This window comes from Methylobacterium sp. P1-11, assembly GCF_008329595.1.
Classification (GTDB): domain Bacteria; phylum Pseudomonadota; class Alphaproteobacteria; order Rhizobiales; family Beijerinckiaceae; genus Methylobacterium.
This window is the reverse complement of sequence record NZ_NPKS01000034.1, coordinates 1-23,561: the sequence shown is the minus strand read 5'-3', so window position 1 is coordinate 23,561 and position 23,561 is coordinate 1. Positions and strand designations below refer to the sequence as shown.

General features: G+C 71.8%; 20 protein-coding genes. 13 read left to right on the top strand and 7 right to left on the bottom strand.

Going from position 1 to position 23,561, the window contains the following annotated elements; translation table 11 throughout:
- Window positions 1–137: 137 nt before the first annotated feature.
- Both CIW48_RS26375 and CIW48_RS26370 read right to left on the bottom strand, forming a co-directional pair.
- Entirely contained in the window at window positions 138–803 is a 666-nt protein-coding gene (locus tag CIW48_RS26375; protein ID WP_149313399.1) for a hypothetical protein, read from the bottom strand.
- A gap of 120 nt (window positions 804–923) precedes the next feature.
- A complete protein-coding gene (locus tag CIW48_RS26370; RefSeq protein WP_149313398.1) occupies window positions 924–2,018 on the bottom strand; it encodes a replication protein RepA in 1,095 nt (364 codons plus the stop codon).
- A gap of 865 nt (window positions 2,019–2,883) precedes the next feature.
- Between CIW48_RS26370 and CIW48_RS26365 the strand changes: the two genes are divergently transcribed.
- From CIW48_RS26365 to CIW48_RS26350, 4 genes are all read left to right on the top strand, one after another.
- Window positions 2,884–3,726 carry an RNA methyltransferase gene (locus CIW48_RS26365; protein ID WP_091787423.1) on the top strand — a complete coding sequence of 281 codons (843 nt, stop codon included), beginning with the start codon at window positions 2,884–2,886 and terminating at the stop codon, window positions 3,724–3,726.
- A gap of 155 nt (window positions 3,727–3,881) precedes the next feature.
- Entirely contained in the window at window positions 3,882–4,136 is a 255-nt protein-coding gene (locus tag CIW48_RS26360; protein ID WP_091787420.1) for a hypothetical protein, read from the top strand.
- Window positions 4,137–4,251: 115 nt separating this feature from the next.
- The gene (locus tag CIW48_RS26355; protein WP_149313397.1) at window positions 4,252–5,652 is read left to right on the top strand and encodes an MFS transporter; all 1,401 of its coding nucleotides are present in this window, start codon (window positions 4,252–4,254) and stop codon (window positions 5,650–5,652) included.
- 222 nt (window positions 5,653–5,874) lie between these two features.
- Window positions 5,875–6,732: an amidohydrolase family protein gene (locus CIW48_RS26350; protein WP_149313396.1), complete on the top strand. Its 858-nt coding sequence runs from the start codon at window positions 5,875–5,877 to the stop codon at window positions 6,730–6,732.
- Window positions 6,733–6,820: 88 nt separating this feature from the next.
- Here CIW48_RS26350 and CIW48_RS26345 read toward each other — a convergent pair whose 3' ends face one another.
- Together CIW48_RS26345 and CIW48_RS26340 are read right to left on the bottom strand one after the other, a co-directional pair.
- A complete protein-coding gene (locus CIW48_RS26345; protein WP_149313395.1) occupies window positions 6,821–8,869 on the bottom strand; it encodes a nitrate- and nitrite sensing domain-containing protein in 2,049 nt (682 codons plus the stop codon).
- 102 nt (window positions 8,870–8,971) lie between these two features.
- Entirely contained in the window at window positions 8,972–9,331 is a 360-nt protein-coding gene (locus tag CIW48_RS26340; RefSeq protein WP_091787408.1) for a helix-turn-helix domain-containing protein, read from the bottom strand.
- 110 nt (window positions 9,332–9,441) lie between these two features.
- On the opposite strand from CIW48_RS26340, the gene CIW48_RS26335 reads away from it, so the two are divergent.
- Together CIW48_RS26335 and CIW48_RS26330 are read left to right on the top strand one after the other, a co-directional pair.
- The gene (locus CIW48_RS26335; RefSeq protein ID WP_149313394.1) at window positions 9,442–10,461 is read left to right on the top strand and encodes a zinc-binding alcohol dehydrogenase family protein; all 1,020 of its coding nucleotides are present in this window, start codon (window positions 9,442–9,444) and stop codon (window positions 10,459–10,461) included.
- A gap of 10 nt (window positions 10,462–10,471) precedes the next feature.
- Window positions 10,472–10,888: a cupin domain-containing protein gene (locus CIW48_RS26330; protein ID WP_149313393.1), complete on the top strand. Its 417-nt coding sequence runs from the start codon at window positions 10,472–10,474 to the stop codon at window positions 10,886–10,888.
- Between the two features lie 55 nt (window positions 10,889–10,943).
- On the opposite strand, the gene CIW48_RS26325 is transcribed toward CIW48_RS26330, so the two are convergent.
- Window positions 10,944–12,122, bottom strand: a complete 1,179-nt coding sequence (locus CIW48_RS26325; RefSeq protein ID WP_149313392.1) for an MFS transporter — start codon at window positions 12,120–12,122, stop codon at window positions 10,944–10,946.
- Between the two features lie 468 nt (window positions 12,123–12,590).
- Here CIW48_RS26325 and uvrA point away from each other — a divergent pair, with 468 nt between their 5' ends.
- The 7 genes from uvrA (at window position 12,591) to CIW48_RS26290 (ending at window position 22,196) form a co-directional block, all read left to right on the top strand.
- Window positions 12,591–15,767, top strand: coding sequence for an excinuclease ABC subunit UvrA (gene uvrA, locus CIW48_RS26320; RefSeq protein WP_149313391.1), 3,177 nt, complete (start codon window positions 12,591–12,593; stop codon window positions 15,765–15,767).
- 556 nt (window positions 15,768–16,323) lie between these two features.
- Entirely contained in the window at window positions 16,324–17,304 is a 981-nt protein-coding gene (locus CIW48_RS26315; protein WP_149313390.1) for a transporter, read from the top strand.
- Window positions 17,305–17,565: 261 nt separating this feature from the next.
- Complete coding sequence (locus tag CIW48_RS26310; RefSeq protein ID WP_091787391.1) at window positions 17,566–18,540, top strand: S1C family serine protease; 975 nt, start codon at window positions 17,566–17,568, stop codon at window positions 18,538–18,540.
- A 187-nt stretch (window positions 18,541–18,727) separates the two neighbouring features.
- Window positions 18,728–18,997 (top strand): hypothetical protein, encoded by a 270-nt coding sequence (locus tag CIW48_RS26305; protein ID WP_091787388.1) that lies wholly within the window; start codon window positions 18,728–18,730, stop codon window positions 18,995–18,997.
- A gap of 295 nt (window positions 18,998–19,292) precedes the next feature.
- Window positions 19,293–19,439: a DUF1127 domain-containing protein gene (locus CIW48_RS26300; RefSeq protein ID WP_091787538.1), complete on the top strand. Its 147-nt coding sequence runs from the start codon at window positions 19,293–19,295 to the stop codon at window positions 19,437–19,439.
- 76 nt (window positions 19,440–19,515) lie between these two features.
- Window positions 19,516–20,943, top strand: coding sequence for a methylenetetrahydrofolate--tRNA-(uracil(54)-C(5))-methyltransferase (FADH(2)-oxidizing) TrmFO (gene trmFO / locus CIW48_RS26295; protein WP_149313389.1), 1,428 nt, complete (start codon window positions 19,516–19,518; stop codon window positions 20,941–20,943).
- Between the two features lie 50 nt (window positions 20,944–20,993).
- Window positions 20,994–22,196: a Zn-dependent hydrolase gene (locus CIW48_RS26290; RefSeq protein ID WP_149313388.1), complete on the top strand. Its 1,203-nt coding sequence runs from the start codon at window positions 20,994–20,996 to the stop codon at window positions 22,194–22,196.
- 28 nt (window positions 22,197–22,224) lie between these two features.
- Here CIW48_RS26290 and CIW48_RS34620 read toward each other — a convergent pair whose 3' ends face one another.
- Both CIW48_RS34620 and CIW48_RS26280 read right to left on the bottom strand, forming a co-directional pair.
- The gene (locus CIW48_RS34620) at window positions 22,225–22,944 is read right to left on the bottom strand and encodes a CatB-related O-acetyltransferase (protein WP_149313387.1); all 720 of its coding nucleotides are present in this window, start codon (window positions 22,942–22,944) and stop codon (window positions 22,225–22,227) included.
- A partial coding sequence (locus CIW48_RS26280) for a glycosyltransferase (protein WP_149313386.1) occupies window positions 22,941–23,561 on the bottom strand: 621 nt, incomplete at its 5' end. The genes CIW48_RS34620 and CIW48_RS26280, both read right to left, overlap by 4 nt.

Sequence of the window (23,561 nt, the reverse complement as noted above, 5' to 3'; positions counted from 1 at the left end):
CTCCCCGGCCGATCCGCCGCGCGGCCGGCCCTCCTGGCCCGCAGGCTGGCAGCCAAGCCGATCGCCGGTCCCGGCGCGCCCCCAATATGGAGAGAGGGTGGCCGGGCGCGGCGTCACGTCTTCGTGACCGGCGCCCGTCAGGCGGGGTCCGGCTCCGGCGATTCCGGGGTGGATGCCAGGGCGTAGGTGGCCTCGCCGACCCGGCTCAGGGGCCCGCCCGGACCGGACCGCTTCCACAGGCGCGTGTTGAGGGCCGCCACCGGATCCCGGCCGGGCAGGGTGAAGCCCTGCCCGGCGAGCACCTCCAGGATCTCGGCGGCGTGCAGCGGCCGGCCCGCGCGGGCGATCGCCGCACAGGCCGCCTGCACCACCGCCCGGCCGTAGCGGCGGGCGCCGGCGGCATCCTCCGCGAAGGCGATCGCCGGCGGGATCGCGCCGGGGCCGAAGGCGGGCCCCGGCGCCCCCGCGGACCGCGGTCCGGGACGGGCCCCGACCACCCGGTCTCCGCGCGGCGCCGCATCCGCGCCGGAAGCCGGTCCGGAAGCCGGTCCGGACCGGGTCTCCGGCCCGACCGGACCCGGCGGCGCCGGGCTGTCGGCCGGGTTCGCGGCAAGCACCGACCCCCGATCGGGGGCTGTCTCGGGAACCGGGACGGGCTCAGGCCGTGCCGGGGAGCGGGAAGCGGCCAGGCGGCGGCCGAGTTCCAGGTAGAGCACGAGATCGGCGATCTCCCGATCGAGCGCCTCGCGCTGACGCCGCAGGAGGGCGAGCCGCGCCTCGATCTCGGCTTCCGACAGGCCCACGCGATGTTCCCTCCGACCGGAAGGAACGTATAGCCGTTCCTTTGAGCTGCAGGAATACCGAATCATTCCGTCTGCTCGCCCCACTCCCGAAGGAATAGAATAAGCGGCCCGGGAACTCGCCTATTCCTTCAGCCGCTTCCGTATTCCCTTGGCTGCCGGGCGGGGCGGCACGAGCAGCGTGCTCGGATCGGCCGGGTGCAGGGTCAGGCCGCCATCGTCGAGGACCAGCGGCAGGCGCGGAAATACCTCGCGCAGATGCGCCAGATCCGCCTTGAACGCCTGCCGGAAGCTGCGGATCGAGGCGTTCTCGGCCCCGAATTGCGCGTGGAGGTTGGCCCAGGTCAGCCGCAGCGGCCGCTGCAGCGAGCGCAGGCGATATCCGGTCCAGAACAGCAGGTCGAGCTTGCGTGCCGAGCCCGAGAAGGCCCGGGCCGCCCGCACGTCCACCGGCAGGGCGTGCCGGATCAGCGTCTCGTAGAATTCCGGGTCGAACCGCACCGTACGACCGGCCTCCTCGTCCCCCTCCCCGGCACGGGGGCGCCACAATTCCAGGCTGCGGAACGGCGGAACGTTGAGGGTGGTGGCGCTGTCGCGCCCGTCCCAGAGGCCGATCTGCATGGAGCAGGCGGCCAGCCGGTTCAGCTGCTCCTTGAACTGGCGGATGGTGCCGCGCTCGCCCCCCGTGACCGCGAAGCCCATCTCGCGCATGAAGCCCGACAGGGTCTCGGCGACCTTCACGGTGGGACTGCGCTGGCGCACGGCCTCGGTGCAGAGGTGCAGCAGGACCAGCCGGGCCTTCGGGCCGTAGGGCAGCCCCTGGGGCTCGAAGGCACCGGTCTCCGGGTCCTTGATCCGGCCGGCGATCAGGTTGAGCGAGTTGCGACCGTAGCTGCGGGAGAATTCCCGCACCGGGCCGGGATCGCGGTAGGGCAGGCCGCACAGCGCCAGGACCGAGTGGATATGCTGGAGGCTCGACGGGAGCGCCGGCTCGTTCTCGATCACGAGGCGCACCGCGTCGCGGCGGCGCTGGTCGCGCGACAGCCCGGCCCGGCGGCTCTCCTCCTCCCCGAGGAGGGCGACCTGGGCATCGCGCTCGCGCTGACGGTGCAGCACATGCTCGACGATCTGGGCGAACAGGAAGCCGCCGCGCGCCGCTTCGATCTCGGCCCGCAGGTCCGGGTCGTGGATCCCGGCGATCTTCTCCTCGATGCTCATCGCCCCTCGGCCAACGCGGCAGGTGGACCGTCCGCCCGGTGAACGCGCGGACGCCCCGATCCTGCCAAGCCACGATCCAAGCCATGATCCATGCCACGATTCGAGCGCCGCGGCCCCGGTCCGATCGGGCTTGTCCCGGCAATCCACGCTTCCCTGCCCCGCATGCGGACGCACCGGCAGGGGCCAAGCGATCTCCAGGACCTCTCCGGCCCCTCGGACGCCGCTCGGGCCGGCCCTCCGCGCGACATCACGCAGAGTTCGATACGGGGTCCGGCGGCGATCCCGGCCAGCGCAGAATCCAATACGGCCGGCCGCGCCCGTTCCGTCCCCGTTATCCACCGGCCCGGGCCGGAATCCGCGCCGAATCCGATACGCCGCCGCGCAGATTCCGATACGTCCGGTGACCCGACGCGCGCAGAATCCGATACGGGTGAGCGCAGAATCCGATGCACCGCCACGCAGAGTCGGATGCGCAAACAGCGCTCAAACCACTGATGCAGCGTCAGGATTTCCCACTGCATATAACCTGCTGAACTGACTCTCTGAAAGACTCTTCTAGATAATCTTCCTAATTCGGGGACGCCCGTTCGTTCTGACGAACGAACCGAGACTGGTCCGGACATGCACAGGGCACGAAGGGAATATGAGATGGTTTTCCACATTCCGACGGCCGCCGACCGCGCCGGCTTGACGTGTCCGCGCAGGGCTTCGCCGGTACGCGGGCGGCTTGACGCGGGCGATGGCGCCCGGTTTCTCGGATCCTCCCGAACGGGCCCTCAGAGAACGGCGTGCCGATGTCCCCCTTGCCCAAGCTCCCGTTGCCCAAGCTCCCGTTACCCAAGCCGCCCTTGCCGATCGCATCCCGATGACGGACCGCCGCAATGACGGCCGGCCGCCCGGCGGCCGCCCCGCCCATCACCGCCCGCACGGATCCCGGTGGGCGGCTCCGCGGCCCGGTGGCCGCCCGGCGGCGGGTCGCCGGCACGAGGAGGGCGGCGACGGGCCGGCCGTGCTCTACGGCTGGCATCCCGTGGTGCAGGCCCTGGGCAATGCCGAGCGCGGCCTGCACCGGCTGCTCGCCACCGAGAACGCGGCCGCGCGGCTGGAGGCGGAGTTCGGCGGCCCCTTGCGGATCACCCCCGAACTGGTGCGGCCGAGCGAGATCGGCCGTCTGCTCGGCCCGGACGCGGTCCACCAGGGCCTGTATCTCGAGGCCGAGCCCCTGCCCGCCCCCGGCCTTGACGACCTGCCCGCCGACGCGCTGCTGCTGGCGCTCGACCAGATCACCGACCCGCACAATGTCGGGGCGATCGTGCGCACCGCCGCGGCCTTCGGGGTGGCCGGAATCGTCACCACGGCGCGCCACGCGCCGGGCGCCACCGGCGTCCTGGCGAAATCCGCCTCCGGCGGCCTGGAACACGTGCCGTTCGTGACCGTGCGGAACCTCGCCGAGGCTCTGATCGCCCTGGGCGAACGCGGCTTCACCCGGGTCGGCCTCGATTCCGACGCGCCCGAGAGCCTCGACGCGCTGACGGTCGCGCGGCCGCTGGTGATCGTGCTCGGCGCCGAGGGCAAGGGCCTGCGCGAGCGGACCCGGGGCTGCTGCGACGTCCTGGCCCGGATCCCCTTCTCGGGGGCGATCCGCAGTCTCAACGTCTCGAACGCGGCCGCCATCACCCTCTACGCCCTCGGCCGGACCGCGCCCTGACCGGCGCCTGATCGAGACGACGGCCCGGCGGGTCCGGCCGAGACATGTCCGGAAACACGGAACCGGCGCCGGAAGCCCCTCGTCCGCCTAGGCAATCTCCGCAATCTCCCGTAGAAGTGAGGGTGAGGGGGGCGTAGGCTCGAGGGCTGCGCCGGATGCTGGACGATGCGTTTACCTACGGCGGTTGGGCCTTCAGCCTGGTCGCCGTCGGCGTGTGGATGTGGCTCGCGCGGCGCGCCTTTCCGAGCTTCGAATCCTTCGTGAAGGGCTTCGACGACGAGCTGCAGCTGGGCGCCAGCCCGGAGGAGCGTGCGCGCAGCGCCCGCTGGCATCAGGTCCGCCAGGCCGCCATGGCACTGACGGCCGTCGCGGTCCTGTGCCTGTCGATCGGCTTCGCCATTCCCGACTGAACGCCCCGGCGCAGGCCGAGCGTGCCGCCGTCCCTGTTCCGGAAGCCCGGCCTGCTGTACCGGATCGGCGGAACCGCCCCGGAACGGTCCGGCACGCGGCAGGAGACAGCCGACCGTGCCGCCAGCCGCAGAACGCCCCGGCGCCTCCGACATCGCGGCGCGCCTGGAGCGGCTGCCCATGTCGGGCTACCAGCGCAGGATCTTCGCGATCATCGCCTCGGCGTGGCTCGTCGATCAGATCGACGTGGCGCTCCTGACCTTCCTGCTCGGCGCGATCGTGGCGGCGTTCAACCTGACGCCCACCGAGGCCGGCCAGCTCGCCGCCATGACCTTCGCGGGCCAGCTCGTGGGCAACATCCTCGCGGGCACCGCCTCCGACCGGTTCGGCCGCAAGGCGGTGTTCCAGGTCACCATGGTGGTCTGGGGTCTGGCGAGCCTCGCGGCGGCGGTCGCCTGGAGCCTGCCCGTGCTGATGGCCTGCCGGTTCCTGATCGGGGTCGGGGTCGGCGGCGAGGCGCCGGTGGCGCAGGCGATGGTCTCGGAGATCGTCCCGGCCCCGGTGCGCGGCAAGTACATCGCGATCCTGGAGGGGTTCTGGGCGGTCGGCTACGTCCTCTCGGGGGCGATCAGCTTCTTCGTGCTGCCCTATCTCGGCTGGCGCTGGGCCTTCGTGGTGGTCGGCCTGCTGTCGCTCGTGGTGCTGGCGGTGCGCCGTACGATGCCGGAATCGCCCCGCTGGCTCGCCGAGATCGGCCGCCGGGGCGAGGCCGAGGCCGTGATGGCCCGCATGGAGCGGGCCGTCGAGCGGGCCACCGGCCGTCCCCTCCCCCCGGTCGCGCCGGCTCCGGCCCCGGCAGCCGCGGTGCCGGCCCCGCGGCTCGGCGCCGTCGCGACGCTGTTCGCGCCCGAATACCGCCTGCGCACCGTGATGGCGTTCGGGCTGTGGTTCTTCGCGCTGATCGGCTTCTTCGGCCTCAACGCCTGGATCGCCGTGCTGCTCAAGGAGCGCGGCTTCTCCAACGTCGGCTCGGTGGGCTTCGTCACCCTGATCACCCTCGGCGGCATCCCGGGCTTCGCCGCCGCGGCTGTGCTGCTCGAGCGGGTCGGCCGCAAGCCCGCCACCGCCCTGTTCCTGATCTGCGCGGCGGCTTCGGCCTACCTGTACGGCAATGCCGGCGCCGGGTCGCTCCTGACCGTCTCGGGCATCGCGGTGACCTGGCTGTTCGTCGCCGGCTTCGTGATGCAGTTCTTCATGTTCGGCATGTGGAGCTGCCTCTACGCCTACACGCCGGAACTCTACCCGACCCGGGCTCGGGCCACGGGCGCCGGCTTCGCCTCGGCCTTCGGCCGGATCGGCGCGATCCTGGGCCCGATGATCGTGCCGGTTCTGGTGCGGGATCACGGCCCGGCCGCGGCCTTCCAGGTCGGGGCCGGCGGCTTCCTCATCGCCGCCCTGCTGGTCCTGATCCTCGGCGTCGAGACCCGCGGCAAGGTCCTGGAGGCCGTCTCGCACTGATGTCGCCCGGCCTCACGGCGTCGTGCCGAACGGTTCCGGAGTCTTGAGTCGAGAAACACTGGTCTCGAAAGGTCCGGGACCTTGTCATGGGTGCAGGGCGAAGCCGTGCTCGTCGGGGCTCCGCCCCGACACCCCGCCAAAGGGCCCGCTGGCCCTTTGGAAACCCGGGACTTGCCCGTACACACCGGACGATCCCCCAGCCTCACCGGAGAGTCGCAGAAAATGCCCGTCGTGGACATGCGCAGCCGTCCGACCTTCCTGCACAGGTTCTTCGGCGCCGAGCCCGACACGCCGGAATTCGGGGTTGCCCGCTGGCTGAATGCCCGGGTCGGCAGCCGGGAGGTCGAGCACTTCACGCGCGGCACGACGATCGAAGGTTTCTGCGCCGAGATGGACGGGGCCGGCATCGACGTCGCCGTCATGGTCGCCCGCTCGGTCCCGGGGGTACGGGTCACGAACGACGCGCTCGCGGAGGCCGCGCGGCACGATCCGAAGCGCCTGATCGGCATCGCCTCGGTGGATCCGGTCAAGCTCGGCCGAAAGGCCGCGGTCGCGGAGGCGAAGCGCGCCGTGACCGAACTCGGCTTCAAGGGCATCAACCTCGATGCCGGCTTCTATCGCGAGGCCATGACGGCCGACGATGAGCGCCTGATGCCGCTCTACGACCTGTGCCAGGACCTCGGGGTCCCGGCCTTCGTGATGTCGGGCCCGACCACGCCGGACCTGCGCCTCAACGACCCGCTCGCGGTCGACCGGGTCGCCCGGACCTTCCCGAAGCTGCCGATCGTGTGCTGCCACGGGTTCTACCCGCGCATCGCCGACATGGTGGCGGTGGCGTTCCGCAACGCCAACGTGTTCGTCTCGCCGGACATGTACACCTTCGCGCCGGGCGGCGGCCTCTACGTCGAGGCGGCGAACGGCTTCATGAAGGACCAGTTCCTGTTCGGCTCCTCGTTCCCGTTCCGCCCGATGAGCCAGGGCGTGGCGGATTTCCGCGCGCTCGGGCTCTCCGAGGCCGCCCTGGAGGCCGCCCTCTGGCGCAACGCCGACCGGCTCCTCGGTCTCGGTCTCGGCGGGTAGAAAAGTCCCCGATCCGATAGGTCCCGGACCTTTCGCGGGTGCAGGGCCGCGCCCTGTCGCCGGGCTCAGCCCTTTGGGATCCCCGTCTTCAGGCGGCCCGGATGCGGGCCAGAAAGCCTTCGACCGCGCCGCGCAGGTCCCCCGCCTGGCGGGAGAGGTCGGCCGCCGCCTGCAGCACCTGGGCCGAGCCCTGGCTGGCGGTGCCGGCCGCCTCGCCGACGCCCGCCATGTGCCCGGAGACCCCGCGGGTATCCTGCGAGGTCTGCCCGGTGGTCCGGGCGATCTCGGCGGTGGCCGCGCCCTGCTGCTCGACCATGGCGGCGATCTCGGCGCCGATCCGGGCGAGAGTGCGGATCACCTCGGTGATGCCGCCGATGGACCGGACCGAGGCTTCCGTCGAACCGGTGATCTCGGCGACCTTGGCGGCGATCTCCTCGGTGGCCCGGGCGGTCTGCTCGGCGAGGTGCTTCACCTCGGCGGCGACCACCGCGAAGCCGCGTCCGGCTTCCCCGGCCCGGGCCGCCTCGATGGTGGCGTTGAGCGCCAGCAGATTGGTCTGGCCGGCAATCTGCGAGATGATCGCGACGATCTCCCCGATGCTGCCGGCCGCCTCGGAAAGGCGCCGCACCTCGCCGGCCATCCCGTCCGCGTCCCGGGTCGCGGCGGCGGCGAGGTCGGCCGAGGCGCCGACCTGCACGCCGATCTCCCGGACCGAGGCGGTGAGTTCCTCGGTGGCCGCCGCCACCGTGTCGGCCGAGCGCGCGGCCGAATCGGCGGACTTGGCCACCGCCCGGCTGAGATCGGTCGTGTCCTGGGCTGCCCGGGCCATGCCGTGGGCGGAGGCCTCCAGCTCGGTGGCCGCGGCCGAGACCGCCTCGACGATCCCGCCGACCTGGCGCTCGAAGCTGTCGGCGAGGCCGAGGGCCGCCGCGCGCTGGGCCGCCGCGGTCTCGGCGGCGAGCCGCTCCTGCGCGGCCCGGGCCGCCCGGCGCTCGGCGACGCTGTCGCGGAACGCCGATGCGGCCGCGGCGATCGCCCGGACCTCCCGCGGTCCGCCGGCCGGGATCGCCAGATCGGCCGTGCCCTCGTCGCGGCCGATCGCGGTCAGCACCTGCGCCATCCGGACGAGCGGCCGGGCGATCGCCGTGCCGAGCCAGACCGCGAGGCCGGCCGAGAGGGCGAACAGGGCGAGCCCTCCGGCGGCCCAGAGCATCAGCATCCGGTCGGCCCGGGCATGCACCGCGCCTGCGGCGGCCACCAGATCGGCGGTGAGCCGGTCCTCCACGCCCTTCAGGGCGTCGATGCGCTGCGTGGCGAGGCGGAACCAGGCCGGCGCGTCGCGGTAGGCGAGCGGCGTACCCGGTACCGTCTCCTGCGCGAGCGTCCGCAGGCGCGCGACCTCCCGGGCCGGCTCGGTCGCCTCGGCGGCGTCGAGCAGGCTCGCCTGCCCGGCCTCGGCCCCGGCCCGGAACAGGCCGGCATAGGTCGCCTGCTCGGAAGCGAGCGTGGCGAGGCGGCGGGCGGCCGCGAGATCAAGCTGGCCAGACGCGAAGGCGGCCGAGACGGCGGCCCGCTCCAGGCCCGCGGCCTCCTTCATGGACAAGAAGGACGCGTAGGCATTCGCCCGGGCTACGAGGCCGGCCTCGTCGATCACGCCGCCCATCGCCCGCACGAGCCCGAGCCCCTCGCCGATCAGGCCGGTGTAATAGGCCACGACCGACGGCGTGCCCGCCGTCAGGCCATCGACCGCCCGGCGCTGCGCGGCGAGTCCGGTGAGCGCCTTCGCGAAGCCGTCTCCCCGGGCCGCGAAGACCGGGCCGAAGCCCGTCGCGACGGCCATGGCCCCGGGCAGCCCGGCGAGCGCCGCGTCGGTGCGTCCGCGCTGGGCCGCCAGGTCCGGTCCGAACTGCGCCCCCCTCGCGCCCAGGAACAGGCTTGAGGCTCCGCGCTCCCGCTGGGCCTCGTGCACGAAGGCGCTGATCCGGGAGGCGAGGCCGACCAAGCTTTCCACCCGGTCCATCTCGCCGCGCCGCGCCCACTGGTCCGACACGGCCAGGCCCGCCGCCCCCGCGAAGGCGAGGCAGGGGGCGAGCGCCACCGCGAGGATGCGGGCGCGGAGCGAGGCAAGGATGGGCATCGGAAGATCTGGGACCGTCCAGCAGGAGACGGTTCACCATCCGGTGAAGTCATAAAGATAGGGTTATGCGGCTTCGTACAGATCCGGCACGGATCTGCCCAATCAGGCGGCGTTCTGGATCGCTTGTGCCGGCTCGGCGTGCAGATCACCCCATGTCTTCAGCGCGCGGATAACCGGCTCGAGGGATCGCCCCCGCTCGGTCAGGCTGTATTCGACCTTCGGCGGGACCTGGGGATAGATCGTCCGGGTGATCAGGCCGTCGGCTTCCATTTCGCGCAGCTGATTCGTGAGCATGCGCTGGGTTACACTGGTGAGCCGCCGCCGGATCTCGTTGAAGCGCAGGGTCCCCTCCAGCAGGTGGTAGAGGATTACGCCCTTCCACTTGCCGTCGATGAACCGGAGGGTCGCCTCGACGGCGCAGCCGGGGCTGCAGGCGCCGGTGTGGTGGCGGGTGCGGGGCATGGCATCCTCTCCGACGGTATCGTTTTCGGCACTATCGGCGTTTTATGTGCGTACTTGCGGCCTGTGAAGGCAGGCGGCATCTCCTGCGGCGACCGTTCGAGGAGATCACGATGCGCGCCGTCGGATACCGCAAATCCCTGCCGATCACCGATCCCGAAGCCCTGGTCGATTGCGACCTGCCGCAGCCCGAGCCCGGCCCGCGCGACCTCCTGGTGCAGGTCGAGGCGGTCTCGGTGAATCCCGTCGACACCAAGGTCCGGCGCCGGGCCGAGCCGGAGGCCGGCGGACTCAAGGTGCTGGGCTGGGACGCGGCCGGGACCGTCGTCGCCGCCGGCGCGGAGGTCCAGGGCTTCGCCGCGGGCGACGCGGTGATGTATGCGGGCGACCTCACCCGGCCGGGGACGAACGCCCAGTTCCATTGCGTCGACGCCCGCCTCGTCGGCCACAAGCCGGCGCGCCTCGATTGGGCGCAGGCCGCCGCCCTGCCGCTCACCGCGATCACCGCCTGGGAGACCCTGTTCGACCGGCTCGACACCGGAAAGCCCGTGCCGGGCGCCGCACCGGCGATCCTGATCGTCGGCGGGGCGGGGGGCGTCGGTTCGGTGGCGATCCAGCTCGCCCGGGAACTCACCGACCTCACCGTGATCGCCACCGCGTCGCGGCCCGAGACGGCGGCCTGGTGCCGGGATCTCGGCGCCCACCACGTGGTCGACCATTCCAGGCCCCTCGCCGCCGAGGTGGCGGCCCTGGGGCTCGGCGCACCGGGGCTGGTCTTCTCCACGACCAATACCGACGCCCACCTCGCCGCGATCGTCGACCTGATCGCCCCGCAGGGGCGGCTGGCCCTGATCGACGATCCCGAGCGCCTCGATGTCGGGCTCCTGAAGCGCAAGAGCCTGTCGCTGCACTGGGAGTTCATGTTCACCCGCTCGATGTTCGGCACCGCCGACATCGCCGCCCAGGGCGCGCTCCTCGACGAGATCGCCCGCCTCGTTGATTCGGGGCGCCTGCGCACCACCCTGGGTGAGCATTACGGGCGGATCGACGCCGAGAACCTCCGGCGCGCCCACGCGCTGATCGAGAGCGGGCGCGCCAAGGGCAAGATCGTGCTCGAAGGCTTTCCGGCGTGAGGGGGACGGGATGGCGGAAACCGGGATCTTCGACGTGGCGGCGCTGGCGGCGGCCCTGCCCGACAGCGCCGCGACGCTCCTGGCCGACACCTACCTGACCGACCGGGCGGCCGCGAGCGCCCGGGTGTTCCGGGTCTACCGGCCGACCCCGCCGCATTATCACGCCACCTGCGACGAGTACCTGTACTGCCTGTCGGGCCGGGGCACCTTCTGGATGGGCGACCCCGCCTCGGTGGCCGCGTTCGGCCCCGGCCAGCTGCTGTTCTTCGCCAGGGGCATTGTCCACGCCATGCCGGAGATCGAGTCCGGCGCGCCGGTGACCTTCCTGTCGATCGACACGCCCCGGCGGGCGCCCACCGACATCGTCTTCGTGAACCCGGAGGACGGCAGCCCGGCGACCTTCATGGCCCGCAACGCGGCCACCTGAGCCTCGGACCGCCGCCGCGGACCTGAGATTCCGACCGGGGCCCCAGACCGGGGCCTCAGACCCGCAGGGAGCGCCCGGCCGCCGCCACGCCGAGGAGCAGGGCGGCCACGATCAGGAAGGCGGCCGGCAGGCCGACCCCCTGCGCGGCGAAGCCGATCAGGGCCGGGCCCGCCAGCACCCCGGCATAGCCCAGCGTCGTCACCGCCGGGACCGCCACGCTCTCGGGCATCGCCGTCTGGCGGCCGGCCGCCGTGAACAGGACCGGGACGATGTTGGCGCAGCCCGCCCCGACCAGGGCGTATCCGGCGAGCGCCGCCTCCCAGGCCGGCACCACGACCGAGAGCGCGAGGCCGGCCGCCGCCAGCAGGCCGCCGAGGATCACGACCGTCCGCCGGCCGAGCCGGGCCACGATGGCGTCGCCGGCAAGACGCCCGGCCGTCATCGTGACCGAGAAGGCCGCGTAGCCGAGCGCCGCCCAGGCCGGATCGAGCCCCCGGTGCTGGATCAGGAACAGGGCGCTCCAGTCCAGGGCCGAGCCCTCGGTGAGGAACACCACGAAGCAGAGCAGGCCCAGCACCAGCACGATGCCCTGGGGCAGCGCGAGGGCGGGGCCGCTTCCCCGGGCCCGGCCGGCCGGCAGGATGCCGGGCCACGCGGCCGCGAACAGGGCCGCGATCCCGGCGACCAGGAGCAGCACGCTCCAGCCTGCGCCGAGCCCGGCGGCCAGCAGGACGCTGGCGATCAGCGCCCCCAGGATGCAGCCGAGGCTGTAGAGGCCGTGGAAGCCCGACATCATCGGCCGCCCGCTCGCGCGCTCCACCACCACCGCCTGCAGGTTCATGACGCAGTCGATCGCCCCCATCCCGGCGCCGAACAGCAGCAGCGCCAGGGTGAGCGGCAGGAGGCCCGAGCCCACGGCCAGCACCGGCAAGGCGAGGCCGAGCGCGAGCGTTCCGGCGAGCAGGACCGGCCGGAAGCCGAGCCGCGCGGCCGCCGCCCCCGCGCTCGGCATCGCCAGGAGCGAGCCGATTCCGAAGGTGAGGAGCAGCAGGCCGAGTCCCGCCGCGTCGAGGCCCGCGCGGTCCTTCACCAGCGGCACCAGCGGCGCCCAGGTGGCGTTGGCGATGCCGACGATCAGGAACAGGAGCCGCGTGGACACGCGCTGCCCGCGGGCCGCGTTCCGATCTCCGGCCCCGCCGAGGGCGGCCGGGCCGGTCAGGTCGAGCACTGGCATCGGCACCTGCGATGGGGTCGAGTCCGAGAATGGATCCCGGCGACGTGGGGCCTCGGCTCCCGCGGTGCAACACCGCGGCCGTCATCGCGCGCAGCGCGGCGAGCCGGCATGGCGCGCAGCGCAGCGGGCCGGGATGGCGCAACCGCTCTCGCTTGCGCGGTCAGGTCACGTGCGCGCTCACGTGCCTGCTCTGCTTCCCTGGGCGCCCGCTTGTTCCTTGGGCGCCCATTTGGGCGGACATCCGGGCGCTGCTGGATCGCTTCGCCGCGCTTGCAGGGGTGGCGGCTCGTTCACGGAGCGGTTGCCGCCGTACGCGTTTCGTTCTAGCAAGGGCGGCGCATGACGGGCTTGCGTCCCGCCGGCCCACCTTGCCATCGGCCCCTCCGGGCTCGACATGAGTCGGTGCGGCGGCTGGCCCGGCGCGAACCCGATCCGACCGCGTCGACGCCTCGAAAGACCGCCGCCCACATGGCCAAAGCCCAAGCTGGAAGTCGTGCCGGAACCGGTGCCGGAGCCCGGGCCGGCGCCAGCAAAGCCGCTCCCAAGACGGTGTCCGAGACGAATCTCAAGACCACGCCCAAGGCGAGTTCCGGCCCCAAGGCGGGTCCCAAGGCCGTCCCCGCCGCAGGGGTGGCGTCCGAGGCGGCGCCTCCCAAGCCGACGCGCGTGAAGGCCGGCATGCCCGTCGCGCGGGCGGCCGCCGCCGAGGCCGCCGTCGACGCCAAGCTGGAGGCCCTGTTCGACGCCGCACCGGCGAGCGCCCATGACCGGCGGGTCATCGCGGTCCGGGGCGCCCGGGAACACAATCTCAAGAACGTCGACCTGACGATCCCCCGGGACAAGCTCGTGGTGTTCACCGGGCTCTCGGGCTCCGGCAAGTCGTCGCTCGCGTTCGACACGATCTACGCCGAGGGGCAGCGCCGCTACGTCGAGTCGCTCTCGGCCTATGCCCGCCAGTTCCTGGAGATGATGTCGAAGCCCGATGTCGACCAGATCGACGGGCTCTCGCCGGCCATCTCCATCGAGCAGAAGACCACCTCCAAGAATCCCCGCTCCACCGTGGGGACGGTCACCGAGATCTACGACTACATGCGCTTGCTCTGGGCGCGGGTCGGCATCCCCTACTCGCCCGCCACCGGCCTGCCGATCGAGAGCCAGACCGTCCAGCAGATGGTCGACCGGGTGCTGGAGCTGCCGGAGAAGACCCGGCTCTACCTGCTCGCCCCGGTGGTCCGCGGCCGCAAGGGCGAGTACCGCAAGGAAATCGCCGAATACCAGAAGAAGGGCTTCCAGCGGCTGCGCGTCAACGGCGAGTACTACGCCATCGACGACGTGCCCAAGCTCGACAAGAAGTTCAAGCACGACATCGACGTGGTGGTCGACCGGATCGTGGTCCGGGCCGACATCGCGGCGCGTCTGGCCGATTCCTTCGAGACCGCGCTGGAGCTCGCCGACGGCATCAGCGAGATCGTGTTCGCCGACGCCCCCGAGGGCGAGGCGCCCCGGACCATCACCTTCTCGTCGCGCTTCGCCTGCCCCGTGTCGGGCTTCACCATCGCGGAGATCGAGCCGCGGCTGTTCTCGTTCAACAACCCGTTCGGCGCCTGCCCGACCTGCAGCGGCATCGGCCACGAGATGCGGATCGATCCCGAGCTGGTGATCTCCGATCCGGCCCTGAGCCTGAAGCGCGGCGCGGTCGGTCCCTGGGCGAAATCGACCTCGCCCTATTACGGCCAGACCCTCGACGCGCTGGCCGAGCATTTCGGCTTCAAGACCGGGGTGGCGTGGCAGGGCCTGTCGGAGACGGCCCGCGCCATCGTGCTGTACGGCTCGGGGAACCAGTCGATCCGCTTCGCCTACGACGACGGGTTGCGCAAATACACGGTCACCAAGCCCTTCGAGGGCGTGATCCCGAATCTCGAGCGCCGCTACAAGGAGAGCGACTCCGACGCGGTCCGGGAGGAGATCGGGCGCTTCATGAGCGAGACGCCCTGCGCCACCTGCGGCGGCAAGCGGCTGAAGCCCGAGGCGCTGGCCGTGAAGGTCGCCATGGCGGACATCGCCGATGTCACGGCCCTCTCGGTGAGCGAGGCGCATCGCTGGTTCTCGGAGCTGCCGGACAAACTCACGGCCAAGCAGAACGCGATCGCGGTCCGGATCCTCAAGGAGATCCGCGACCGGCTGAGCTTCCTGGTGGATGTCGGCCTCGAATACCTGACGCTCGCCCGCGGCTCGGGCTCGCTCTCGGGCGGCGAGAGCCAGCGCATCCGGCTGGCCTCGCAGATCGGCTCGGGGCTGACCGGCGTGCTCTACGTGCTGGACGAGCCCTCGATCGGCCTGCACCAGCGCGACAACGAGCGGCTGCTCGGCACGCTGAAGCGCCTGCGCGACCTCGGCAATTCCGTGATCGTGGTCGAGCACGACGAGGACGCGATCCTGCAGGCCGATTACGTGGTCGATGTCGGCCCGGGCGCCGGCATCCACGGCGGCGAGATCATCGCGCAGGGCACCCCCGCGGAGGTGCTGGCCAACCCGGCCTCGCTCACCGCCAAGTACCTGACCGGCGAGATGGCGGTCCGCACGCCGACCGCCCGCCGGAAGGGCCGGAAGGGCAAGCTCGGGCTGTTCGGCGCACGGGGCAACAACCTCAAGGACGTGGACGTCGAGATCCCGCTCGGCACCTTCACGTGCATCACCGGCGTCTCGGGGGGCGGCAAGTCCACCCTGGTGATCGACACCCTCTACAAGGCCATCGCCAAGAAGCTGAACGGCGCCCTGGAGCACCCGGCCCCCTACGGCCGGCTGGAGGGGCTGGAGCATCTCGACAAGGTCATCGACATCGACCAGTCGCCGATCGGCCGCACCCCGCGCTCGAACCCCGCCACCTATATCGGCGCCTTCACGCCGATCCGCGACTGGTTCGCGGGCCTGCCGGAGGCCAAGGCCCGGGGCTACCAGCCCGGCCGCTTCTCGTTCAACGTCAAGGGCGGGCGCTGCGAGGCCTGCTCGGGCGACGGCGTCATCAAGATCGAGATGCACTTCCTGCCCGACGTCTACGTCACCTGCGACGTCTGCAAGGGCAAGCGCTACGACCGCGAGACCCTGGAGGTGAAGTACCGGGGCAAGTCGATCGCCGACGTGCTCGATTCCACCGTCGAGGAGGCGGCCGAGCTGTTCAAGGCGGTGCCGGCGATCCGCGACAAGCTGGAGACCCTGAAGCGGGTCGGCCTGCACTACGTCCATGTCGGCCAGCAGGCCACCACCCTGTCGGGGGGCGAGGCGCAGCGGGTGAAGCTCTCCAAGGAGCTGTCGAAGCGCGCCACCGGCCGCACCCTCTACATCCTCGACGAGCCGACCACCGGCCTGCATTTCCACGACGTCGCCAAGCTCATGGAGGTGCTCCACGAGCTGGTCGACCAGGGCAACACGGTGGTGGTGATCGAGCACAACCTCGAAGTGATCAAGACCGCCGACTGGGTGATCGACATGGGCCCCGAGGGCGGCGACGGCGGCGGAAAGGTGGTGGCGCAGGGCACGCCGGAAGAGATCGCCCGCGCGAAGGCCAGCCATACCGGCCGGTTCCTGCGCGAGGTGCTGGCGCGGCGCCCCGCCGCGCCCGCGAGCCGCGGTCGCGCCGCCGAGTAGCCCGCAGGGCCTTCCCGGTGCGCGGCGGGCGTCGCGGCCACCGGGGACGAGGCCGCGAGACGGGCGGGCCGGCGCGGCACTTTCTGCCGGGCGCCGGCCGGAACCGGCCCGGCGCGCGGTGATTCGAGCCGCGGGCCGCCGGTTCGCACCCGTCGCCGGCCGGTGCGGAGCCGGATTCCGGCCGGCCTGCCCGGCCCGGCGGCCTGCCCGATCACCCGCCGGGCCTTGCCGGATTCTCCCGTGATCCGGCGCGACAACAGCTTGACCGTTCAACGATATTTTGCCGAACCCCCCCGTTCGAGCGCAGTCTGTGGACAGTGTTGCATCGCCGCAAAAATGCGGCTTTTGCGCAACGGTTCGGCCGGTTGTGGCGTTTCGGCGAGCATTCCACTGTCTTTCCGCAGGTCTCTGTAGAATAGTCGCAGACGTTGAGACGGGCAGGCTCCGTGGGGGCGCTCGGCAGGTTCGAAGCCGGCAGCCGCGATAGGCGAGCAGACCGGCAAGGAAGTGCCGAATGCGGGACGGACGCCGTGTGACCTTGGGAAGGAATGAGAAAATGATGAAGAACTGGCTCGCGGCCGGCACGGTCGCGCTCACGGTCGGCATGGCCTCGACGATCGCGCAGGCGCAGACCACGACGGTTCCGGGCGAGCAGGTCGGCCTCGCGGTCGGCGCGCCGCTGCCGGAAGGCCTCTACGCGATCAACACGTTCACCTATCGCCGTACCGAAGGCCGGAACGATCCCGACACGGCCGTCAACATCCCGGTCCTGGTCTGGTCGACCCCGTTCGTGCCGTTCGGCGGCCGCGTCGAGCTGCTCGTCGCACCCCCGACCGTGTTCGCCTTCACCCGCAACCCGGCGGGCGTGCGCAACAAGGACATCTCGATCAACGTCGGCACCTTCGTCGGCGGCATCTGGGCCTTCGACCTCGGCAGCAACTTCGGCGTCAGCTTGCTCGGCGGCGTCTACCTGAACGACCTGAACGGCGACCGCGGCTCGATCATCACCGCCAACGGCACGACGGCCACCCCGGTCCTGCCGCAGCTCTCCTCCAACACCTACCGCTTCGGCATCGCCGGCAGCTACACGGGTGACGGCTGGAACCTGACCGCCAACCTGACCGCCAACATCTACGACTCGCCCGGCCGCTTCCCCGGTCAGGTCGGCGCCGCCATCGGCCCGATCCGCCTGTCGGACGCCCTGAACTTCGACCTCACGGCGACCAAGAAGTTCGGCAACTTCGAGATCGGCGCCATCGGTTACGGCACCTACAACTTCGACATCAGCCAGGCCAGCGCGGCGGCCGGCAACCGCGGGCGCTTCGCCCTCGGCGGCCTCGTCGGCTACGACTTCAAGATCTTCACCGTCCAGGCCTACGTTGCCCGCGACGTCGTGACGGGCGCGCAGTTCACCAACGCGTTCGGCCGCACCCGCGACAACTACTCCACCGACGGCTGGATCCGGTTCATCGTGCCGCTGTACTCGCCGGCCCCGGCCGCCTCGCCGGTCCCGGCGGCTCTGGTCCGCAAGTACTGAGACCATCCCGAGACGCCGGGCTCCCGCCGCGCGGCGGGGGCGCCCGGATCTCCGACAGGCCGTCCTCCGGGACGGCGCGCCGCCCGGCTCCGCCGGGCGGTTTTTCGTTGTGCCGCGCCCACCGCGGACCGCGCCGAGCAAGCCCGTGCCATGCGCCGCACCGGGCCGCGGGTGACGCGGGCGGCGTGGACATCCTATGGTGGGCCGATTGCGCGCGTCCGGTGCCGGCCGGACCGCAGGCGGACGAGCCGAAGGAATGTCATGGCGACGCAGGGCGAGTGGAAGATCCCCGCGCAGGCCCAGCCCAGGCCCGCGGATTACGGCTACGATCTCGACCGGGCGCTCTCCGCCGTGCTGGCCCTGTCGGCGCGGATCCCGGAGAGCGCCTTCACCGCCGAGACGCTCGGCACCGAGCGCGCCGGCAACGGCGTGGTGATCCGCGAGGACGGTCTCGTGCTCACCATCGGCTACCTCGTCACCGAGGCCGAGAGCGTCTGGCTGACCACCCGGGACGGCCGCTCGGTGCCGGGCCACGTCCTCGGCTTCGACGCGGCCACGGGCTTCGGCCTGGTCCAGGCGCTGGGTACCCTCGGCGTGCCCGCCCTCCCGCTCGGCCGCTCGGCCGGGCTGAAGACCGGCGACCGGGCGGTGCTGGCGGGGGCGGGCGGCCGCCAGCGCTGCGTCGCCGTCGAGGTCGTGGCCCGGCAGGAATTCGCCGGCTACTGGGAATACGTCCTCGACGAGGCCCTGTTCACCGCCCCCGCGCACCCGCATTGGGGGGGGACCGCGCTGATCGGTCCCGAGGGCGATCTGCTCGGCATCGGCTCGCTGCAGCTGCAGCAGGGGAGCAGCGGCGCGGCACGACCGATCAACATGGTGGTGCCCATCGATCTGCTGACGCCGATCCTCGACGATCTCGCCACCCGCGGGCGGGCCAACCGGCCGCCGCGCCCCTGGCTCGGGCTCTACGCCACCGAGAGCGAGGAGGGCATCGTCGTGATGGGCCTTGCCGATGGCGGTCCGGCCGAGACCGGAGGCCTTCAGGCCGGCGACGTGATCGAGGCGGTGGCCGGCGAGCCGGTGGCCGATCTTGCGGCGCTGTTTCGCAGCGTCTGGGCCCTCGGCGAGGCCGGGGTCCGGGTGCCCCTCACGGTCCGCCGCGAAGGGCGCGGCGTGAAGCTCGCCCTCGTGTCCGGGGACCGGGAGCGGTTCCTGCGCACACCCTCGCTCCACTGAGCGGGCCCGGCAGGCTCGTCCCGGCCCATCCTGCGCCGCGCAACCTTCGCGCGGCGCGGGGCGTTGCCGCCGCGGTCGTCGCGGGCTGTACCGGACACAACCTACGGCTCAGCAACGGTTCAGGTGGCGGGGCCAAATCTTCGACGACCGGCTCCCGATCCGCCGGACGCATTGAGGAGATCCAGTCATGACGGTTCTGAGCGCACCGCGCGCGAAGGCGCTCGTGATGGCCGCCGCGATCGCCGGCGGCCTCGGGCTCGCGGGGTCCGCCGAGGCGGCCGGGGGCTGCGGCCCCGGCTTCCATCCCAATCCCTGGGGCATCTGCCGGCCGAACTGGGGCCCGCGGCCCTACGGGTACTGGCGGCGGCCGATCTATTATGGTGGTTACGGCGGGTATTACCGGCCGCGACCCTTCTATCGGCCCTATGGCTTCTACGGCCCGCGGCCGTTCTACTGAAATCCAGCTCCGGGCAATCCGGATCGCATGACGGGCGCCCCGCCGGCCGGCGGGGCGCCCGTCGTGTTTGTGGAACGCCAAGCGCGACCCTTCCGGCGGTCCGCATGCGCACAAAGAATGACCATTTGGAAACCTTGCCGGTTTCTTAAGCCGGTTATGCGATTTCCGCAGGTCTGATGCTTGACCTTGCGACTCCTGCTGCGCTGCGGGGGGATTATATGTGCGTTGCACCAACAAGAGGCAGCGATGCGCAATGAGGCGCCATCGTCTGCTCGAGCAGAGGTCACAGCACACCATGTCCGCCGCCCGTAGCGTCCTGAGCCGCGTCCGCGCCTATATCCGGTACCGCGACACCGTTTCCCAGCTGTCCCGCCTGTCGGACCGCGACCTTGCCGATCTCGGCATCAACCGCAGCGAGATCCGCGGCGTCGCCCGCGTCTGATCCCAGCGTTCGTGACGAACTTCCCGAAGGACCGCCGCCCGTTGATCCGGACGGCGGTCCTTCGCTATTCTCAGACATGACACAGACCATCCACATCGTCGGCGGCGGCCTCGCCGGATCCGAGGCCGCCTGGCAGGTCGCCGAAGCCGGACACCGCGCGGTGATCCACGAGATGCGCCCGGTGCGCGGCACCGAAGCTCATCAGACCGACAGCCTGGCCGAACTCGTCTGCTCGAATTCCTTCCGGTCGGACGACCCCGCGGGCAACGCCGTCGGGCTGCTGCACCAGGAGATGCGCAGCCTCGGCTCGCTGATCATGCGGGCGGCCGATTCCAACCAGGTGCCGGCGGGCGGGGCGCTCGCGGTCGACCGCGAGGGCTTCGCCGCCGCCGTGACCCGGGCGCTGGAGCAGCACCCCAACGTCGCGATCGCGCGCGGGGAGGTCGAGGGCCTGCCGCCGGAGGCATGGGGCCCCTGCATCGTCGCCACCGGGCCGCTCACGGCGCCGTCCCTCGCCGAGGGGATCCGCGGGCTTACCGGGGCCGAGTCCCTCGCCTTCTTCGACGCGATCGCGCCGATCGTGCACCGCGACTCGATCGACATGGACGTGGCGTGGTTCCAGTCCCGCTACGACAAGCCGGGACCGGGCGGTACGGGTGCGGACTACCTCAACTGCCCGATGAACCGGGAGCAGTACGAGGCCTTCGTGGCCGCCCTCGTGGCGGGCGAGAAGATCGGGTTCAAGCAATGGGAGGGCACGCCGTATTTCGACGGCTGCCTGCCCATCGAGGTCATGGCCGAGCGCGGGCCCGAGACCCTGCGCCACGGCCCGATGAAGCCCGTGGGGCTCACGAACCCGCGCGACCCGCTGGTCAAGCCCTGCGCGATCGTGCAGCTGCGCCAGGACAACGCGCTGGGCACCCTCTACAACATGGTCGGCTTCCAGACGAAGCTGACCTATGCCGAGCAGGTGCGGATCTTCCGCACGATCCCAGGCCTGGAGCGGGCCGAGTTCGCCCGCCTCGGCGGCCTGCACCGCAACACCTATCTCGACAGCCCGCGCCTGCTCGACGCCACCCTCCGGCTGAAGGCCCGGCCCTCCTTACGCTTCGCAGGCCAGATCACCGGCTGCGAGGGCTACGTGGAGAGCGCCGCGGTCGGGCTGATGGCCGGCCGGTTCGCGGTGGCCGAGGCGGCCGGCCGGCCCCTCGCACCCCTGCCCCAGAGCACGGCCCTCGGCGCGCTCATCGCCCACATCACCGGCGGCCACGTGGCGGCGGACGGCGAGGCCAATGCCCCGCGCTCGTTCCAGCCGATGAACGTCAATTTCGGCCTGTTCCCGCCGCTCGAGCGGGCCCCCCGCAACGAGACCGGCCGGCGCCTGCGCGGGCCCGAGAAGGCCGCGCTGAAGAAGCGCGCGCTGACCGACCGGGCTCGGGCCGACCTCGCCGTCTGGATGGAGGGCGCGCAGGGCGGAGCGTCGAGACCTGCGGCGGCGGAATAGCCTGCCGCACGGGGCTTGCACCGCCCGGGTCTTCAGCAGCTGGGCTCATCATGACCGAGATCGACACCCAGGCCTTTCTGGCCGACCTCTACGACCTGCGCGCGATCGGCCGGTTCCGCACCGGCGTCCACCGGCCGACCTTCTCGGCCGCGGACATGGAATCCCGCCGCTGGCTGATGGCCCGGCTCGAGGCCTGCGGTCTGGAGGCTTCCATCGACGGGATCGGCAACGTGCTGGGGCGCCATCGCGGCCCCGGCCCGCACCTGCTGGTCGGCAGCCACATCGAGACCCAGAACGAGGCCGGCTGGCTCGACGGGGCGCTGGGGGTCGTGGCCGGGGTGGCGCTGGCCCGCGCCGGCCTGCCCGTCGACGTCGTCGCCTTCGCGGACGAGGAGGGACACTTCTCCGGCGGCTTCCTGGGCAGCCGCTCGGCGATCGGCGACCTGACCGAGGCCGAGATCGACGAGGCCCGCAACCGCACCGACGGCACGCCCCTGCGCGACGCCCTGCAGGCCGCCGGCCTCGCCGGGCTGCCCCGGATGCGGCTCGATCCGGACCGCTACCGCGGCTTCCTGGAAATGCATATCGAGCAGGGCACGCAGCTCGAATCCGCCGGCCTGCATCTCGGTGTGGTGAGCGGCATCGTGGCGATCTGGCAGTTCCGGATCGTGTTCGAAGGCAACCAGGACCATGCCGGCGGCACCACCATGGCGGAGCGCCGGGATGCGGGCCTCTCGGCGGTGCGGCTGCTGGCGGCGATCGACCGAGAATTTCCGAAGGTCTGCGGCCCGCGCAGCACCTGGACCACGGGGCGGATCACCCTGGATCCCGGCGGCTTCAGCATCATCCCGGGCCGGGCCGAGGTGTATTTCCAGTTCCGGGACGTGGCGATGCCGGTGCTGGAGCGGATGGAGGCCTGCCTGGAGGCGCTGGTGCGGGACTCGAACCGGCGCGAGCGCTGCCCCGCCACGCTGACGGCCCTGGCGAAGGCGATCCCCGCCCCCTGCGACCCGACCCTGATGCGTGCCCTGTCGGAGGCCGCCGAGGCGGTCTGCCCCGGCCGGTGGCAGGTGATGCCGTCGGGCGCCGGCCACGATGCCCAGAACGTCGCCCGGATCCTCCCGGCCGCGATGCTGTTCGTGCCCTCGATCGGCGGCATCAGCCATCACTGGGCCGAGGATACCAGCGACGCCGACCTGGCCCTCGGGGTGCGGGCCCTCGGCGACGCGGCGGCACGCGTGCTGGCGGGCTGAGCGGACGGGCAGCCGGGCGCCCCGAGCCTCAGGCGCCCGGCACCAGCGACTGGATCGGGATCAGCTCCGGCCGGTATTCCTGCATGCCCCCGGCGATCCGCTCCTCGACGGCGTCGATGAACTTCTCCGGGTCGGTGATCGAGCACTGGCGCAGGTCCCAGAAGGCGTAGCGCCACCATTGCACCTTCAGGTAGCGCTCGATCAGCGCGTCGGGGAAGCGCATCTTGACGATCCGGGCCGGGCTGCCGGCCACGATCGCGTAGGGCGGCACGTCCTTGGTCACCACCGCCATGGCGCCGATCACCGCCCCGTCGCCGATCGTGATGTCGGGCATCAGGAAGGCGCCGTGGCCGATATAGACGTCGTTGCCGATGCGCACGCGCTTGGGCCAGAGATAGGGGCCGCAGATCTCGTAATCCTCCGCCCGCGGGTCGAGGCGGTCGAACACCGCCGCGTGGTGCGTGTAGAACAGCGGCGAGGTCGAGCCGCACTGGACCGGATGGCTGCCGCGCCCGACCTGGACGCTCTCGCCGATCGAGCAGTAGCGGGCGATGTCGGCGCCGAAATAATAGCCGCTCACCGCGTAGGAGAACGCCCCCATGGTGAGGCAGTAATCGATCCCCATCCACTTGATGCTGCACGGAGGCTCGAAGATGCAGTCTTCCGGCAGACCGAAGGGGGCAGGATGCAGCACCGAGATGCCACGCCGCAGCATCTCCTGCTTCATTTCCTCGTTGACGGAGATCATGCGGCGTCCTCGTCGATGGGATGTCCGGTTCCGGCCGGCGCCGGATCCAGGCCGTAATAGTCGCGCCTCAGGTCGTTGTAGGTGGCGGCCCGGATCGGCACCGAGAGCCGGCCGGTAGCCGAGACGTCGATGGCGAGCAGGCGGTCGTTGAAGGCGGCCGGGTCGGTGGCCAGCGTGCAGGGGAGCAGGTGGCCGTTCGGATAGGCGCGCAACCGCTCGGCCGGTGCGCCGAGGTCGAAGGCCACCACCGGCAGGCCGGTGCGCAGCGCCAGGGTCAGCGCGTACGAGTAGGTCTCGGGCCAGATCGCCGGCAGCAGCACGAGATCGGCCGAGACCCGCCAGACCAGGTCCAGGGCCTCGTGGTCGCCGGAATAGCGCCCGGTCTGGGCGACCCCAACGCGCTCCAGACCGACGGCGAGCGCCGGGTCGGAGAAGCCCACGATCGAGAAGTGCAGGGGCAGGTCCCGGTCCTGTGCGTCGGTGGCCAGGGCCTGCAGGAACAGGCCGCCCTTCGTGGCGCTGATCGCGCCGAGCACGGCGACGCGGCGGACGCGGCCGGGCCGCTGCAGGCTGGTGTCGCGCACCGACCGCTCCGGCTCCAGGTGCGGCCGCACCGT